Source organism: Providencia sp. PROV073 (assembly GCF_033688125.1).
GTDB lineage: Bacteria > Pseudomonadota > Gammaproteobacteria > Enterobacterales > Enterobacteriaceae > Providencia > Providencia hangzhouensis.
Genome location: NZ_CP096353.1, coordinates 734,278 through 750,794 on the forward strand (window position 1 = coordinate 734,278; position 16,517 = coordinate 750,794).

The window sequence follows — 16,517 nt, forward strand, 5'->3', positions numbered from 1 at the left end:
TACAGCAACGAAATGTAAAATGACAAATTTGTCATTTTCATGTCATCAATCTAACAGGAGGTCTTTTTTACTATAGCTCCAATTTTAATTACTAGAGGCATGGCTATACCATGTATTCCCCAAAAATATTAATAATAGCTTATGCCTTAACTTTGACGGGCTGTGTTTCGCTCGCTCCTGAATATCAACGCCCTAACCTTAATTTACCTCATCAATTCAATAGTCATTTTTCTGATGCAGCAAAGCAGGCTCAAACTGAATTATTGATCCCTAGTTGGGAACAGTTTATTCAAGACCCTCAAATGAAAAACGTGATAGAAATTGCACTAGAGAAAAACAGCGATTTATACCTTGCTGCGTTAGATGTAGAGGAAGCTCGTGTACGTTTTGGGCTCGCGGGGGCAGAAAAATATCCTCAAGTTAATTCATCGATGAGTGGTGATTATAGTCAGTCGTTAGAGACCGGGTCATCCCTTAATAAGAAATACAGCGTAGGCATTGATATCAGCTATGAGCTGGATTTTTTTGGGCGTATCAAAAATTTATCTGATGCAGACAAAGCAAAGTTTATTGCTTCTCAAGAGATGAGCCGTGCGACACAAATTATCACGATTAAAACGGTAGCAGAAGCGTACTTAGATGTGGTGTATAACCAAAAGCTATTATTAATTGCACAAGAGACGAAACAAAGTTATCTCAATAGTCAATCGATTGTAATGCAAAAAGTGGCGGCAGGAAAAGCCGCACTATCAGACTTAGAACAAGCTAAAGGGCAAGTACAGTCTATTTCTATTAATATCGAAAAAATTGAAAGTGAAATTGCAAAAAATGAAAATTTACTGAATTTTTTGACAAATGACTATGCAACAAAAATAAACTTAGATCTAGGACGCTACGAGCCAAACTATCCTTTAATTACGACACCTCCAGATATTCCTTCTGAAATATTGCTAAAGCGCCCGGATATTATGGCTGCGGAGCAAAACATTATTTCTGAGAATGCCAACATCGGTGTAGCGAGAGCGGCTTTCTTTCCTTCTATTTCCTTTAATACGGGAGTTGCAAACAGTAATGGTTCTTTAACGGGGTTATTTGACTCTTCAAATGGTATTTGGAATTTTATTCCTAAAATTACGTTACCTATCTTTACTGGGGGGACTAATAGTCGAAATTTAGAGTTGGCAAATATTAGAAAAAATAAAGCGATTGCTAATTACGAAAAAAGTATTCAAGTAGCGTTTCGAGAAGTGAAAGATGCCTTAGTGATCAAATTGAGTTTAGAAAAACAACTTATCTCCCAAGAGCAATATGTCAACACGCTACAAAACGTCTTAACACAGAAACAAGCAAGTTATCGATATGGTGGTTTAAGTTATCTCGATGTTCTCGAAGCGCAGCGTAGCTTATTTACAGAACAGCAAAACTTATTGATGTTGAAAATAGAACAGCAGAAGAATGAAATAAATTTATTCTCTGCATTAGGTGGCGGATTAATCAAATCATGAGGGTAAAAATGAAAAAACTAAATACGGTATTTTTTGTAATTTCAATGGCGATATTAACAGCAACCAGCTATGCAAATGCAGCTGAACATAATCACTCTATTTATCCAGAAAAAGCGGCGGAACCAACAATTAACACTGAAGGAAAGCTAATCTCGATTGACAAAGATAATAAAAAATTAACGATAAATCATAAAGAAATAGAAAGCATTGGTTGGCCACCAATGACGATGCGTTTTACATATGAAGATGAAAATATGATCAACGGTTTACAAGAAAATGATGAATTGAAATTTTCATTTGTACAACAAGGTAATCTTTCAATGTTGAAATCCGTCGAAAAAATAAACTAAATAGGTAGAGAGATGTTATGTCATTAGTTAACCTGACCAAATTGCTATTGGTAATTATTTTATCGAGCGTTATTTCAATTTTATTTTACCGTTATTTTTTCGTTATAGAAAATAATAGCCAATCAGTTGAAAAACAAGAACGCACCGTATTGTATTGGTATGATCCCATGTATCCCAATACCAAGTTTGATCAACCAGGGAAATCCCCTTTTATGGACATGGATCTTGTTCCTAAATATGCGGATGAAAACTTGGCTTCAGCGAATAGCAAAGGGGTAACAATTAACCCAACACAGACACAAAATTTAGGGCTTAAAACGGTGGATGTGAAGTGGGGGAAATTAAACTATGACTTAACATTTCCAGCCGAAATTGCGTTTAATGACCATCAATTTGCTATTGTACAAGCACGCGAAAATGGTTTTGTTGAAAAAGTTTATCCATTCACAGTAGGTGAGAGGATCCAAAAAGGTGTTCCTATTGCTGAGCTAACGATCCCTGCATGGGTTGAAGCACAAAGCGAATATCTTGCGCTTAAGCAAATGAATGCGAGCCAACAAGATCTTAATAGTGTCATTGAGCGTTTACGTTTAAATGGCATGCCAGAAGGCGCGCTTTCTCAGTTTATTAAAACAGGAAAAGTGCAAACACGTTTTACTATTCAAGCTCCTATTTCTGGGGTAATTACTGCACTTAATCTACGTTTAGGGATGAATGTATCCAAAGAAGTCGTTATCGCACAAATACAAGGAACAGATCCATTATGGATTAATGCATCTGTTCCTCAGTCAGTTGCTGAATTACTTAATCAACAAACACAATTTACAGTTTCTATTCCTGCCTATCCTTCGCAGTTATTTACTGTAAAAAACTGGTTGATATTACCCAGTGCAGATCAAGCAAGTCGTACAATTAATATTCGTACAGAAATTGCTGATCCTAACCATTTATTAAAACCAGGTATGACAGCATATTTAAATTTAGTTGCAGAAGGTAATGAAAGTTTATTGATCCCTTCACAAGCCATTGTGGACTCTGGGAAAGAACAGCATGTTATTGCTGTTGGTGAGAATGGTGAATTTATTCCCAAAAGAGTACGAGTGCTGAGTGAATCTCAACAAATGACAGCAATATCTGAAGGCTTACAAGTGGGTGAGCATATAGTGACTCAGGGTATTTTCCTGATTGATTCTGAAGCGAATATTGCTGGTGCATTAGCCAAGATGGAAGCGCTTCCTGAAGTATCAGCGTCATCTAATCATTCATCACATAAATCTCAGGAGTAGAGTATGTTGGAATGGATTATAAGACGCTCGGTTGCTAACCGATTTCTAGTGTTAATGGGAGTCGTGTTTTTAGTCATTGCGGGTATTTGGAGCATTCGCAGTACACCAGTTGATGCATTACCTGACTTATCTGATGTACAAGTGATCATCAAAACCACTTATCCAGGGCAAGCGCCGCAACTGGTCGAAAACCAAGTTACCTACCCGATAACGACGACGATGCTATCTGTGCCGGGAGCAAAAACGGTGCGGGGGTTTTCTGCATTTGGTGACTCATATGTTTATGTTATTTTTGAAGATAATACAGATTTATACTGGGCTCGTTCACGAGTTTTAGAATATTTAAATCAAGTCCAAAACCAATTACCCAAAGGTGCAGTAGCCTCCATTGGCCCTGATGCGACAGGTGTTGGTTGGATTTTTGAATATGCTTTAGTGGATAAAACTGGAAAACATAATCTAGCAGAACTACGTTCATTACAAGATTGGTTTTTGAAATATGAATTGAAGGCTTTGCCTAATGTTTCAGAAGTGGCAACCGTTGGCGGTGTGGTTAAATCTTACCAAATCTTAGTTGACCCACTCAAGCTCAGCCAATTTTCAGTGACATTACCTGAAATAAAACAGGCCGTTGAAATGGCTAACCAAGAAGCTGGTGGTTCATCGATTGAAATTGCTGAAGCTGAATATATGGTTAGAGCAAGTGGTTATCTTCAATCTATTGATGACTTCAATAAAATCTACCTAAAAACGCCAGAAAATGGTGTACCTATTTACCTACAAGATGTTGCTCGAATACAGGAAGGCCCCGAAATGCGTCGTGGGGTTGCTGAGCTAAATGGAGAAGGAGAGGTCGTTGGGGGAATTATTCTGCTTCGCTCTGGTGAAAATGCACGTAATGTGATTCAGGATGTAAAACAGAAACTTGAAGATTTAAGTGCTAGCTTGCCGGAAGGCATCGAAATTATCACGACTTATGATAGAAGCATTCTTATTGATAACGCGATTGATAATTTAAGTTATAAGTTACTAGAAGAATTTATTGTTGTCGCATTAGTGTGTGCCGTTTTTTTATGGCATTTCCGTTCTGCTCTCGTGGCAATTATTTCTTTGCCCCTTGGATTATTTATTGCCTTTATCGTCATGCGCTACCAAGGAATAAATGCAAATATTATGTCGTTAGGGGGCATTGCAATTGCGATCGGAGCAATGGTGGATGCCGCCATTGTTATGATCGAAAATGCACATAAAAAATTAGAAAAATGGCAACATGAAAATGAAGATAAAGTCATTGATAATGCCCAGCGTTGGAAAGTTATTACGGATTCCGCTGTTGAAGTTGGGCCTGCATTATTTATCAGTTTATTAATTATCACATTGTCTTTTATTCCTATCTTTACGTTGGAAGGGCAAGAAGGCCGTTTATTTGGTCCACTTGCATTCACAAAAACCTATGCCATGGCGGGTGCTGCGGCTTTAGCGCTGATTGTTATTCCAATTCTAATGGGATATTGGATCCGCGGTAATATTCCAAATGAAAATAAAAACCCACTGAATCGTTGGTTGATCTCACTCTATAGCCCTATTTTAATTAAGGTATTAGCGTGGCCGAAAACCACCTTATTAATTGGTTTCTTATCTTTATTTACGGTGATATGGCCATTAAAAAATTTAGGTGGTGAATTTCTTCCTGCAATTAATGAAGGTGACTTACTTTATATGCCTTCAACATTACCGGGTGTTTCGCCTGCACAAGCGGCATTTTTACTACAAAATACGGATAAGTTAATCAAAACTATTCCAGAGGTGGATACGGTATTTGGAAAAGTTGGTAAAGCTGAAACAGCAACGGATTCAGCCCCGATGGAAATGATTGAAACAACGATACGTTTGAAGCCGCAAGCACAGTGGCGAGAAGGAATGACACTCGAAAAAATTATTGATGAGCTCGATGAAACTGTACGTTTACCTGGGGTTGCAAACTTATGGGTTCCACCTATTCGTAACCGTATTGATATGTTATCTACGGGAGTCAAAAGCCCTATAGGTATTAAAGTATCAGGCAGGGATCTTGAAGAAATCGATGCATTAGCCCAAGAAATTGAAAAAGTCACAAAATCGGTACCGGGGGTGGTTTCAGTTTTGGCTGAGAGGTTGGTAGGCGGACGCTATATTGATGTCAAAATTGATAGAGAAAAAGCGGCTCGTTTTGGTATGAGTGTCAGCGACGTACAAGTGTATATTTCAATGGCCACTGGTGGGGAAATGATTGGGGAAACAGTTGAAGGGATTGAGCGTTACCCAATTAGCATAAGATATCCTCAAGATTACCGAAATAGTGTATCTGCGATGAAGTTATTACCAATTTTAACGCCAAACAAACAGCAAATAGTACTTAGTGATGTTGCAGATGTCTCCGTGAATATGGGCGCTCCCATGTTGAAAACAGAGAACGCCAGACCGACTAGTTGGATTTATATTGATGCACGTGATCGTGATATGGTTTCTGTTATTAAAGATATTGATACAGCAATAAAAGATAATATTCAAATGAGGCCGGGTCTTAGCTATTCCTTTACGGGGCAATTTGAATTACTCGAAAGGGCTAACCAAAAATTAATGTTAATGGTTCCCGCGACCATCATGATTATTTTTGTACTACTTTATTTAGCCTTTAGACGATTTAGTGAAGCTTTACTGATTTTATTAAGTTTACCTTTTGCTTTAGTGGGCGCGATTTGGTTCCTTTATTGGATGAACTTTAATTTATCAGTTGCAACAGGAACTGGATTTATTGCATTGGCAGGTGTCGCGGCTGAATTTGGCGTAGTTATGTTGATTTATTTACGCCATGCAATCGAAGATAAAGAAAAACAGCAAGGAATAAGCAAGCTATCAAACCAAGATTTAGACCGTGCATTATATGAAGGTGCAGTTTTACGTGTTCGCCCTAAAGCCATGACGGTTGCCGTAATTTTAGCCGGTTTATTGCCAATATTACTTGGAACAGGAGTCGGTTCAGAAGTGATGAGCCGTATTGCTGCACCGATGATTGGTGGAATGATAACTGCACCGTTATTATCCCTATTTATCATTCCTGCGGCTTATAAATTAATCTGTCAGTTACGCCATAAAAAATAGACACTTTTTAAGTACTAGTCATTATTATTGATAAGGTAAATAGCAATGAAGAAGATAATTTTAGGTGGAATGTTTTTACTGTCATTTTCTGCATTTTCTCAAAACCAGAGCGTGCAATTGTATAAAGATGCAAACTGTGGTTGCTGCCAATTATGGGGAGAAGGAGTTAAAAAAGCAGGGTATGACGTTGTGGTCAATGAAATCAGTTATGATGAGTTGAACAAACTGAATGATGAGCTGAATGTGCCTTATAACTTACGCAGCTGTCATATCGCTAAATACAAAGGTAAAGTGATTGTTGGCCATGTTCCTGTCAGCAGTCTTGATGCGATTGATGCCTTACCAGCGGATGTGGTAGGGATTTCTGTTCCGGGTATGCCAATTGGTAGCCTAGGGATGGAGCAGCCAGATGGCCGTACTCAGCCTTATTCTGTGGTGCAGTTTAAAGCAAATGGGGAATATCGTTAATTGAGATAAAATTTATTAAGTTGCAGGATATCCTGCAACTTGTGTGTTTTATTCGCCTTCTAATATTAATTCGATGGCTTTGAGCTCTTCTTGCGTAAAATTACGATTTTTTAGTATCCCCATTGCATCATCAATTTGGCTGATACGGCTTGCGCCAATGAGAACGGAAGTGATCCTGTCGTGTCTCAGTAGCCATGCTAATGCCATTTGGTTTAGCTTTTGTCCTCTTTTTGTTGCCAGTTCATTCAGTTGTTTAACCTTTGATAAAATGTTTGACGTGAGTCTTTCTGGGGGCAAAGAAGGATTACCTGCAGCACGTGAATCAGCAGGGATGCCATTAAGGTAGCGATCGGTTAATATCCCACCAGCCAATGGAGAGTATGCGATAGAGCCAACGCCTTCTTCTTCCAGTAAATCGAGTAAATCTTCTTCGGGAGTACGTTCTAGCATGGAATATCTAGGTTGGTGAATCAGGCAAGGGGTTCCTAATTCATTGAGAATATTAATGGCTTCTTTGGCTAAATTGGTTGGGTAATTAGAAATCCCCACATACAGGGCTTTTCCTTGGCGAACAATGAGATCTAGCGCTCCCATGGTTTCTTCTAGTGGGGTATTGGGATCAGGTCGATGATGATAAAATATATCTACATAATCTAATCCCATTCGCTTCAAACTTTGGTTTAGGCTTGCAACTAAGTATTTTTTACTTCCCCAGTCACCATAAGGGCCGTCCCACATAGTGAAACCCGCTTTTGATGAAATAACCATTTCATCGCGATAAGGCAGAAAATCCCGCTGCATAATTTTGCCAAATGTACTTTCGGCAGAGCCTGGTGGTGGCCCATAATTATTAGCAAGATCAAAATGGGTGATCCCAAGGTCAAAAGCATGGCGAAGCATGGCTTGGCAATTATCAAAGGGTTTGTTATCGCCAAAGTTGTGCCATAACCCTAATGAAATCAGTGGCAAGCGTAATCCGCTACGGCCACATAAACGATATTCCATTTCAGTATAGCGCTTTGATGATGCAACATAAGGCATACTTCACCTCCAAAATAGTGGGTAAAACTCAATTTATACTGTCATAAAGCTAAAAAGTAGGCTGAGGAATCAATGCTAATTTGTTCTTGACTAGAAGGTTTATGAGTAAATTGTGATAGAGCCCGAAAAAAGAGTGAAGTATTTTGGCATTCGTGGGTATCGGCTGCGTACCAATCCCCACGTTTTGTATATTAGGCTTGCTCTGAGCGGGTAAATACCAGCTCGTTACCTTTAGATTGGCTTTCATCAAATTGATAGCCTTCTAAATTAAAATCAGCTAGTTGGTCTGTTTTCGTTAATTTATTTTGGATGATAAAGCGGCTCATTAAACCCCGCGCTTTTTTTGCATAAAAACTGATAACTTTATATTTACCATTTTTTTCATCAAGGAAAATAGGCTTGATAATTTGCCCGTCCAATTTCTTTGTATTCACCGATTTAAAATATTCATCTGAGGCAAGGTTGACTAATATTTGATCTTTTTGCTCCGCTAATGCGTGATTTAATTGCTTGGTAATGATGTCTCCCCAAAACTCATATAAATCTTTTCCACGGGTATTTTTTAATCGAATTCCCATTTCTAAGCGATAAGGTTGCATTAAATCTAGCGGTCTTAAGATACCGTAAAGACCTGATAATATGCGTAAATGAGATTGAGCAAACGCAAAATCGTCTTGAGAAAAGGTTTCTGCTTGCATACCCGTATACACATCCCCTTTGAAGGCAAGGATCGCTTGGCGTGCATTTTCTGGGGTAAAGTCCGCATGCCATTCTGCAAAACGGGCAGCATTGAGCCCCGCAAGCTTGTCGCTAATTTTCATTAAACTGGCAATATCTGCAGGGGTTAATTTACGACAGACATTAATTAATTTTTGTGACTCAGTAAGTAATTCAGGCTGAGTAAACTGCTGTGTCGCAAGTGGGCTTTCGTAGTCTAATGTTTTTGCAGGTGAAATTGTAATAAGCATGACTTGACCCTTTATAAAGAATGATACTGCTTACTTTAGCAAAAATTCTTCCTAATTGGCTAATTGATACGATAAGCCAAACCAATATTATTCTTTATTACAATGACAGCACAATATAACTAGCTAAAAGGATTCAGTTTCTAATTGGCTAGCGAAATCGATTGCCAATCAAATAGTTGCTTTTGACTAGATTTACTTGCTTGCAGCAATATGGATGCATGATATTATCTGTAGACGGTGCGGCGATAGCCACAATTCCTTTATAATACGCAAAGTAATTCAAGTTGCAGTTTGTTAGCCTACACCACAAGAGTCGCAAGAATTGTAGGTAGCTAACCACCGCTACAACTTGGAATATGACGGGTATAACAACGAGATTAAAGAAATGACCGATAAACTAACCTCATTACGTAGTCTGACAACTGTTGTTGCTGATACTGGCGACATCGAAGCGATGAAGCTTTACAAACCACAAGACGCGACCACAAATCCCTCGCTGATCTTAAATGCTGCACAAATTCCTGAGTACCGTAAATTAATTGATGAAGCGGTAGAATGGGCTCGTAAGCAAAGCAATAATCGCGAGCAACAAATTGTTGATGCTTGTGACAAGCTGGCTGTTAATATCGGTCTGGAAATTCTGAAATTAGTTCCGGGTCGTATTTCTACTGAAGTTGATGCGCGCCTGTCTTATGATGAAGAAGCTTGTATTGCTAAAGCGCGTCACTTAATCAAAATGTATAACGATGCAGGCATCAGCAATGACCGTATTCTGATCAAACTGGCTTCAACTTGGCAGGGTATCCGTGCTGCAGAGAAACTGGAAAAAGAAGGCATTAACTGTAACCTGACTTTATTATTCTCTTTTGCTCAAGCTCGTGCTTGTGCGGAAGCGGGTGTATACCTGATTTCTCCATTTGTGGGCCGTATTCTTGACTGGTACAAAGCGAATACAGATAAGAAAGAATTCGCACCACATGAAGACCCAGGTGTGGTTTCTGTTACTGAAATCTACAACTACTACAAAGCTCACGGTTATAAAACTGTGGTTATGGGCGCAAGCTTCCGTAACGTGGGTGAAATCATTGAACTAGCAGGTTGTGACCGTTTAACTATCTCTCCAGGCTTATTAAAAGAGCTGTCTGAATCACAAGGTGAATTAGTACGTAAACTGACTGATACAGGTAAAACTAAAGAGCCAGGCGCTAAGTTGACTGAAGCAGAGTTCTATTGGCAGCACAACCAAGACCCAATGGCGGTTGATAAACTGTCTGACGGTATCCGTAAGTTTGCAGTAGACCAAGAAAAACTAGAAAAAATGATTGCAGACTTACTGTAATTTATTTCATTTTTCCTTAAAACCCAGCCTGTTGGTTGGGTTTTTTTATGCCTATTTTTCATTGAGTTAGTTCTCAATTTCAAGATATAAAATCAAGGGCGCTTTATGCAATCGTTCATCATGGTATGATATTGCCCCTGTTTATTATTAAGTGAACAGTTTTTGATTGAATAATTTCTTTGAGGTTTGTATGGATGAATTGCGCATAGGTCTGGTTTCCGTTTCTGATCGTGCTTCGAGTGGTATTTATGAAGACAAAGGCATTCCCGCATTAGAAGAGTGGTTAGCGAAAACGTTGACAACCCCTTTTCGTATCGAAACTCGCCTGATCCCTGATGAGCAAATCATGATAGAGCAAACATTATGTGAGCTGGTGGATGAGTTTGCTTGCCATTTAGTCCTAACCACAGGCGGCACAGGACCTGCTCGCCGTGATGTCACGCCTGATGCAACCCTTGCGATTGCAGACCGTGAAATGCCAGGTTTTGGCGAACAAATGCGCCAAATTAGCCTAAAGTTCGTCCCTACTGCGATACTGTCACGCCAAGTAGGGGTAATACGCAACCAGGCTTTGATTTTAAATTTACCTGGGCAGCCTAAAGCGATCGCGGAAACTCTGGAAGGTTTAAAAGACAAAGAAGGGAATGTGGTAGTTTCTGGTATTTTTGCCAGTGTTCCTTATTGTATTCAATTGCTTGACGGCCCATATGTAGAAACAGACCCTACGGTTGTGAAGGCATTTAGGCCTAAATCCGCAATTCGTCCTGAATAGTTTGCGATGTAATCAGGTGAGGCTTAGCTCACCTGATTAATAATATTTAATGCATAAAATCACATACGTTAGTTAAATTTAACCACGTTGGCCAATCGGTAATACCGTTTTGCCATATTGCTCATTTAATATTTCTGCGACCGCTAAATAAAATGCGCTAGCGCCACAGATAATTCCTTCAAAACCAGCAAATTTTAGTAATGCTGCATTTCCCGTAATATTGCCAATCGCTAATAAAGCGAATAATACAGTTAAGCTACCAAAGACAAATTGCAAAACAAAATTAGCTTTGAAGGTTCCTAAAAACATGAAAAAGGTAAAAATTCCCCAAATAGCGAGGAAAACACCTAAAAACTCAGGTGAAGTTGCTTCGGCTAATCCCATTGAAGGCAAAAATAATAACCCCACTAATGCAATCCAAAACATACCGTAAGAGGTAAATGCAGTTGCACCGAATGTATTGCCTTTTTTGTATTCAATCAGACCTGCAATAAATTGAGCAATACCACCATAAAAAATGCCCATACTTAAAATAACGGATGAAAGAGGGAAAAAACCTGCATTATGAATATTCAGCAGGATGGTTGTCATACCAAAGCCTAGTAAACCAAGTGGGCCTGGATTTGCAAGAGAGCTAGACTGCATATAACCTCTGGTAAAATATAAAAAATTCAAATAGATAAAAAACAAAAAGGTTTTGCCAAAGTGACAGCGGCGGCGCATCATACGCAGTTTTAATTGTTTAAACCATGATCACAAGACAGGTTTTTTTGCAATAAATGCAAATTTTTTTGATTCTCCCCCTTGATGAATGAATTTGTGACCCCATCTTAAAAGCATCAACTGATATCAATCCAAATTATTGCGTATTGAAAAATAATTTAGGCTCAGAGTGAAAACTCCCTTGAAAATGAAATATTGAGCCTCATATAGATTGATATCGAAATCATAGTGAAAAGAATTCCTTTGGAGGCGTTTTAGATGGGTAAAATTATTGGTATCGACTTGGGTACAACTAACTCATGCGTTGCAATTATGGATGGTACTACAGCTCGTGTTCTGGAGAACAGCGAAGGTGATAGAACTACTCCTTCCATCATTGCGTACACTCAAGATGGTGAAATTTTAGTTGGTCAGCCAGCGAAACGTCAGGCAGTGACTAACCCAGAAAATACTTTATTTGCAATTAAACGTTTGATTGGTCGTCGTTTCCAAGACGAAGAAGTTCAGCGCGACGTTTCTATCATGCCATATAAAATCATTGCGGCTGATAACGGCGATGCTTGGTTAGATGTGAAAGGCCAAAAAATGGCTCCACCACAAGTTTCAGCTGAAGTTCTGAAAAAAATGAAGAAAACAGCAGAAGACTATTTAGGTGAGCCAGTAACAGAAGCAGTTATTACTGTACCAGCTTACTTTAACGATGCTCAGCGTCAAGCGACTAAAGATGCTGGCCGTATTGCTGGTTTAGAAGTAAAACGTATCATTAACGAACCAACAGCAGCTGCATTAGCATATGGCTTAGACAGAGAAGTTGGTAACCGTACTATCGCGGTTTATGACTTAGGTGGTGGTACATTCGACTTATCAATCATCGAAATCGATGAAGTTGATGGCGAAAAAACGTATGAAGTTCTGGCTACCAATGGTGACACACACTTAGGTGGTGAAGACTTTGATACACGTTTAATCAACTACTTAGTTGAAGAATTTAAGAAAGAACAAGGTGTTGACCTGCGTAACGACCCGTTAGCAATGCAACGTCTGAAAGAAGCTGCAGAAAAAGCGAAAATTGAGCTGTCTTCTGCACAACAAACAGATGTTAACCTGCCGTATATTACAGCAGATGCAACAGGTCCTAAACACATGAATATTAAAGTGACTCGTGCGAAATTAGAGTCACTGGTAGAAGATTTAGTTAAGCGTTCTATGGAGCCAGTTAAAGTTGCTCTGCAAGACGCAGGCTTAAGCGTGAGCGAAATCAACGATGTTATCTTAGTTGGTGGTCAAACACGTATGCCAATGGTTCAAAAAGTTGTTGCTGATTTCTTTGGTAAAGAACCACGTAAAGACGTTAACCCAGATGAAGCAGTTGCAATGGGTGCGGCAGTTCAAGGTGGTGTTTTAGCGGGTGATGTTAAAGACGTTCTGTTACTTGACGTAACTCCTCTGTCTTTAGGTATCGAAACCATGGGTGGCGTGATGACTTCGTTAATTGCGAAGAATACCACTATCCCAACTAAACATAGCCAAGTGTTCTCAACAGCTGAAGATAACCAAGCAGCGGTAACTATCCATGTTCTGCAAGGTGAGCGTAAACGCGCAAGTGACAACAAATCACTGGGGCAGTTTAACTTAGATGGTATTCAACCTGCACCACGTGGTATGCCACAAATCGAAGTGACTTTTGATATCGATGCGGATGGTATCTTGCATGTTTCTGCTAAAGATAAAAATAGTGGACGTGAGCAAAACATCACCATTAAGGCTTCTTCAGGTCTGAATGATGAGGAAATCGAAAAAATGGTACGTGACGCAGAAGCAAACGCTGAAGCTGACCGTAAATTTGAAGAGCTAGTTCAGGTTCGTAACCAAGCTGACCAATTAGTTCACGGTACTCGTAAACAAATCGAAGAAGCCGGTGATAAATTACCAGCTGAAGATAAAGCGAATATCGAAAAAGCAACTTCTGAATTAGAAGCAGCAGCAAAAGGTGAAGACAAAGCGGATATTGAAGCGAAAATCCAAGCTTTAGTCACGGCATCTGCAAAACTTCTGGAAATCGCACAGCAACAAGCTCAAGCGGGCGGTGCAGCTGGCGCTGGCGCAGAAGCGAAAAAAGATGATGATGTTGTTGATGCTGAATTCGAAGAAGTTAACGACAAAGACAAAAAATAATGCCCTTAGCGGGCGCAGTAACTATAGCAAATGATAGTTAATGGTTACTGATACCGGATACGGGCGTCGAGGCAACTCTACGCCCGTTCCGCATGTTAAGGGTAAAATTAAATGGCAAAAAGAGATTTTTATGAGGTATTAGGCCTCGAAAGAAATGCATCGGATAAAGATATTAAGCGTGCTTATAAGCGCTTAGCGATGAAGCATCACCCTGACCGTAATCAGGGTGATAAAGGTTCAGAAGATAAATTTAAAGAGATCAAAGAAGCTTACGAAGTTCTTTCTGACGAGCAAAAACGTGCGGCTTATGACCAGTATGGTCATGCTGCGTTTGAGCAAGGTGGAATGGGCGGAGGCGGTGGCTTCGGTGGTGGCGCAGACTTTAGTGATATCTTTGGTGACGTCTTCGGTGATATTTTTGGAGGCGGCCGCAGACAGCAGCGCCCAAGCCGTGGTTCTGACCTACAGTACAACATGGAACTGACTCTCGAAGAGGCTGTCCGTGGAGTGACCAAAGAAATCCGTATTCCAACCTTGGAAACCTGTGACGTTTGTCATGGTAATGGTGCGAAACCAGGAACTAGTGCGGATACGTGCTCAACCTGTCACGGTATGGGCCAAGTCCATATGCGCCAAGGCTTTTTCTCTGTACAACAGCCTTGTCCAACGTGTCATGGTCGCGGTAAAGTTATCAAAGATCCATGCAACAAATGTCATGGCCATGGCCGTGTTGAAAGATATAAAACACTGTCAGTTAAAATTCCAGCAGGTGTAGATACAGGTGACCGTGTTCGCTTGTCAGGAGAAGGTGAGGCCGGAGAAAACGGGGCACCAGCAGGAGATTTATTCGTTCAGGTTCATGTATTGCCTCATAATATTTTTGAGCGTGATGGTAATAACCTGCACTGTGAGGTTCCAATTAACTTTGCTGATGCAGCACTGGGTGGCGAAATTGAAGTACCAACCCTTGATGGCCGTGTAAAACTGAAAATCCCAGCAGAAACCCAAACTGGTAAAATTTTCCGTATGAAAGGAAAAGGTGTGAAATCGGTACGTGGTGGTCTGCAAGGTGATTTAATGTGCCACATTGTTGTTGAAACCCCCGTTAAACTCAATGAGAAACAAAAAGAGTTGCTCAAAGAGTTTGGTGAATCACTAGGTGGAAAGAGTGGTGAGAAGAACAGCCCGCGCTCTAAAAGCTTTTTAGATGGCGTTAAGAAATTCTTTGATGATTTAACTAATAAATAATTAGTTAATAATTGGAAAAGCTAGAATGGCTGACTGAGCATATTGCCAAGTCAGCCATTTTTTTATCTTATTTTACGACTTCACCACTAGCAACCACAGTTTCGCGGACTTTACTGGCAAAATCTTGAGCTTCTTTGATAATTGTATTTTCATCAGCAGTCAGTATTTTACGGTCTTGCATCAATACTTTGCCATCAACAATAGTATGGCGAACATTGGCTCCATTTGCGCCATAGACTAATGCGGCATAGGGGCTATACATAGGAACCATGTTTGGTGATTTGGTATCAATAACAATGATATCAGCTAATTTCCCTGCTTCGAGAGAGCCGAGTTTGTCTTCCATATGTAATACCCGCGCAGAGCCCATGGTCGCCATCTCAACAACAGTGATTGGTGGCATCGCTGCTCTATCTTTATTGGCTAGTTTGTGAATTTTACCGACTAAATTTAGCTCATTTAACGTCGTTAGCGTATTACTCGACATTGGTCCATCCGTTCCCAAACCAACGCGGATCCCTTTTTCCAGCATGGTTGTTACAGGGGCAACACCTTTAGCAGACTTAGTATTCGCACTGATATTATGCGCAACGCCGACATCATACTGCTTGAGTAGATCCATATCCTTTTCATCAACCATAATGGCGTGTGCTGCAATAACTTTATTATTCAGTGCACCAATGTCAGCCATATATTGTACAGGGCTTTTCCCTCCTGTACGTTTGGCTATTTCTTCTTGTTCACGGTCAGTTTCCGCCAGATGGATCATTACTGGAACATTAAGTTCTTGAGATAATTTTGCTATTTTCTGTAAATGCTCTGTTGTATTGGTATAAGGCGCATGAGGCGCAAAAGCAGGGGTGATACGTGGGTGATCTTTGTATTGATTGATAAAGTTGACTGCATAATCGATACCTTCATCTGCATTTTTTGCATCAGCGACGGGAAATTGAATCACTGATTCCCCAAGAACCGCTCTTAGTCCAATTTTATCAACGGTTTTAGCCACTTCATCTTCAAAGTAATACATATCAACGTAAGTTGTGACTCCACCTTTAATCATTTCAATATTCGCAAGGTTGGCCCCAACTCGTACCATTTCACGGGAAACCATTTTATTTTCTAATGGGAAAATATAACGGTGTAAACGGTCTGGCACATCATCAGCTAAGGAACGAAACACGGTCATAGATGCATGTGTGTGAGTGTTAATTAGCCCTGGCATGACAATATCGCCATTAACATTCAGGACATTAGGTGCTTGATAATTTTGAGCAAGTTCAGGGCCACCAACCGCAATAATTTTATTGCCTTTGATGACAACTGTACCATGGTCAATAACCTGCTTTTTAGCATCCATTGTTAAGATGGTTCCATCTACAATTATGGTGTCCGCGGGGATAGCTGAAAAACTAGGAAAAGAAGCACTAATAATGGAAATAGCCAGTAAAGATTTTAAAAGCGACATTTTGGCCTCATATCTGGTGAGAAAATATAACAA

13 protein-coding genes are annotated in these 16,517 nt (G+C 39.9%); 9 read left to right on the forward strand and 4 right to left on the reverse strand.

The features are described 5' to 3' along the window. Positions 1-110 precede the first annotated feature (110 nt). Genes M1F17_RS03135 through M1F17_RS03155 form a run of 5 tightly spaced genes read left to right on the forward strand, consistent with a single transcriptional unit; the run spans position 111 to position 6,750 of the window. Positions 111-1,505 carry an efflux transporter outer membrane subunit gene (locus M1F17_RS03135; protein WP_318837234.1) on the forward strand — a complete coding sequence of 465 codons (1,395 nt, stop codon included), beginning with the start codon at positions 111-113 and terminating at the stop codon, positions 1,503-1,505. Between the two features lie 8 nt (positions 1,506-1,513). Next, positions 1,514-1,855, forward strand: a complete 342-nt coding sequence (locus M1F17_RS03140) for a copper-binding protein (protein ID WP_144140925.1) — start codon at positions 1,514-1,516, stop codon at positions 1,853-1,855. Between the two features lie 17 nt (positions 1,856-1,872). Beyond that, entirely contained in the window at positions 1,873-3,141 is a 1,269-nt protein-coding gene (locus M1F17_RS03145; protein ID WP_164454978.1) for an efflux RND transporter periplasmic adaptor subunit, read from the forward strand. Positions 3,142-3,144: 3 nt separating this feature from the next. Beyond that, on the forward strand, positions 3,145-6,282 hold the full coding sequence (locus tag M1F17_RS03150) for an efflux RND transporter permease subunit (RefSeq protein WP_164561220.1): 3,138 nt from the start codon (positions 3,145-3,147) through the stop codon (positions 6,280-6,282). 45 nt (positions 6,283-6,327) lie between these two features. Beyond that, on the forward strand, positions 6,328-6,750 hold the full coding sequence (locus M1F17_RS03155) for a DUF411 domain-containing protein (RefSeq protein ID WP_004905661.1): 423 nt from the start codon (positions 6,328-6,330) through the stop codon (positions 6,748-6,750). Positions 6,751-6,798: 48 nt separating this feature from the next. On the opposite strand, the gene M1F17_RS03160 is transcribed toward M1F17_RS03155, so the two are convergent. Both M1F17_RS03160 and yaaA read right to left on the reverse strand, forming a co-directional pair. Next, positions 6,799-7,791 carry an aldo/keto reductase gene (locus M1F17_RS03160; protein ID WP_094961928.1) on the reverse strand — a complete coding sequence of 331 codons (993 nt, stop codon included), beginning with the start codon at positions 7,789-7,791 and terminating at the stop codon, positions 6,799-6,801. 191 nt (positions 7,792-7,982) lie between these two features. Continuing rightward, complete coding sequence (gene yaaA, locus M1F17_RS03165) at positions 7,983-8,759, reverse strand: peroxide stress protein YaaA (protein ID WP_004905658.1); 777 nt, start codon at positions 8,757-8,759, stop codon at positions 7,983-7,985. A gap of 385 nt (positions 8,760-9,144) precedes the next feature. On the opposite strand from yaaA, the gene tal reads away from it, so the two are divergent. Next, positions 9,145-10,098 carry a transaldolase gene (tal, locus tag M1F17_RS03170; RefSeq protein WP_036958561.1) on the forward strand — a complete coding sequence of 318 codons (954 nt, stop codon included), beginning with the start codon at positions 9,145-9,147 and terminating at the stop codon, positions 10,096-10,098. A 190-nt stretch (positions 10,099-10,288) separates the two neighbouring features. Next, entirely contained in the window at positions 10,289-10,870 is a 582-nt protein-coding gene (gene mog / locus M1F17_RS03175) for a molybdopterin adenylyltransferase (protein WP_004905653.1), read from the forward strand. 78 nt (positions 10,871-10,948) lie between these two features. Here the strand turns inward: mog and satP are convergent, their stop codons facing one another. Next, entirely contained in the window at positions 10,949-11,515 is a 567-nt protein-coding gene (gene satP, locus M1F17_RS03180) for an acetate uptake transporter (protein WP_004905651.1), read from the reverse strand. Positions 11,516-11,851: 336 nt separating this feature from the next. Between satP and dnaK the strand changes: the two genes are divergently transcribed. Together dnaK and dnaJ are read left to right on the forward strand one after the other, a co-directional pair. Further along, entirely contained in the window at positions 11,852-13,768 is a 1,917-nt protein-coding gene (gene dnaK, locus M1F17_RS03185) for a molecular chaperone DnaK (protein ID WP_004905650.1), read from the forward strand. A gap of 111 nt (positions 13,769-13,879) precedes the next feature. Beyond that, positions 13,880-15,016, forward strand: a complete 1,137-nt coding sequence (dnaJ, locus tag M1F17_RS03190; protein ID WP_112307826.1) for a molecular chaperone DnaJ — start codon at positions 13,880-13,882, stop codon at positions 15,014-15,016. A 67-nt stretch (positions 15,017-15,083) separates the two neighbouring features. Here dnaJ and M1F17_RS03195 read toward each other — a convergent pair whose 3' ends face one another. Continuing rightward, entirely contained in the window at positions 15,084-16,484 is a 1,401-nt protein-coding gene (locus tag M1F17_RS03195) for an amidohydrolase (protein ID WP_094961931.1), read from the reverse strand. Positions 16,485-16,517: the final 33 nt, after the last annotated feature.

Bases quoted from the DNA above. Each gene is read 5' to 3' on its own strand.
- M1F17_RS03195 (WP_094961931.1), bottom strand. From the start codon at position 16,484: ATGTCGCTTTTAAAATCTTTACTGGCTATTTCCATTATTAGTGCTTCT.
- satP (WP_004905651.1), bottom strand. From the start codon at position 11,515: ATGCAGTCTAGCTCTCTTGCAAATCCAGGCCCACTTGGTTTACTAGGC.
- M1F17_RS03140 (WP_144140925.1), top strand. From the start codon at position 1,514: ATGAAAAAACTAAATACGGTATTTTTTGTAATTTCAATGGCGATATTA.
- M1F17_RS03135 (WP_318837234.1), top strand. From the start codon at position 111: ATGTATTCCCCAAAAATATTAATAATAGCTTATGCCTTAACTTTGACG.
- yaaA (WP_004905658.1), bottom strand. From the start codon at position 8,759: ATGCTTATTACAATTTCACCTGCAAAAACATTAGACTACGAAAGCCCA.
- M1F17_RS03155 (WP_004905661.1), top strand. From the start codon at position 6,328: ATGAAGAAGATAATTTTAGGTGGAATGTTTTTACTGTCATTTTCTGCA.
- M1F17_RS03150 (WP_164561220.1), top strand. From the start codon at position 3,145: ATGTTGGAATGGATTATAAGACGCTCGGTTGCTAACCGATTTCTAGTG.
- M1F17_RS03160 (WP_094961928.1), bottom strand. From the start codon at position 7,791: ATGCCTTATGTTGCATCATCAAAGCGCTATACTGAAATGGAATATCGT.
- dnaK (WP_004905650.1), top strand. From the start codon at position 11,852: ATGGGTAAAATTATTGGTATCGACTTGGGTACAACTAACTCATGCGTT.
- M1F17_RS03145 (WP_164454978.1), top strand. From the start codon at position 1,873: ATGTCATTAGTTAACCTGACCAAATTGCTATTGGTAATTATTTTATCG.
- mog (WP_004905653.1), top strand. From the start codon at position 10,289: ATGGATGAATTGCGCATAGGTCTGGTTTCCGTTTCTGATCGTGCTTCG.
- dnaJ (WP_112307826.1), top strand. From the start codon at position 13,880: ATGGCAAAAAGAGATTTTTATGAGGTATTAGGCCTCGAAAGAAATGCA.
- tal (WP_036958561.1), top strand. From the start codon at position 9,145: ATGACCGATAAACTAACCTCATTACGTAGTCTGACAACTGTTGTTGCT.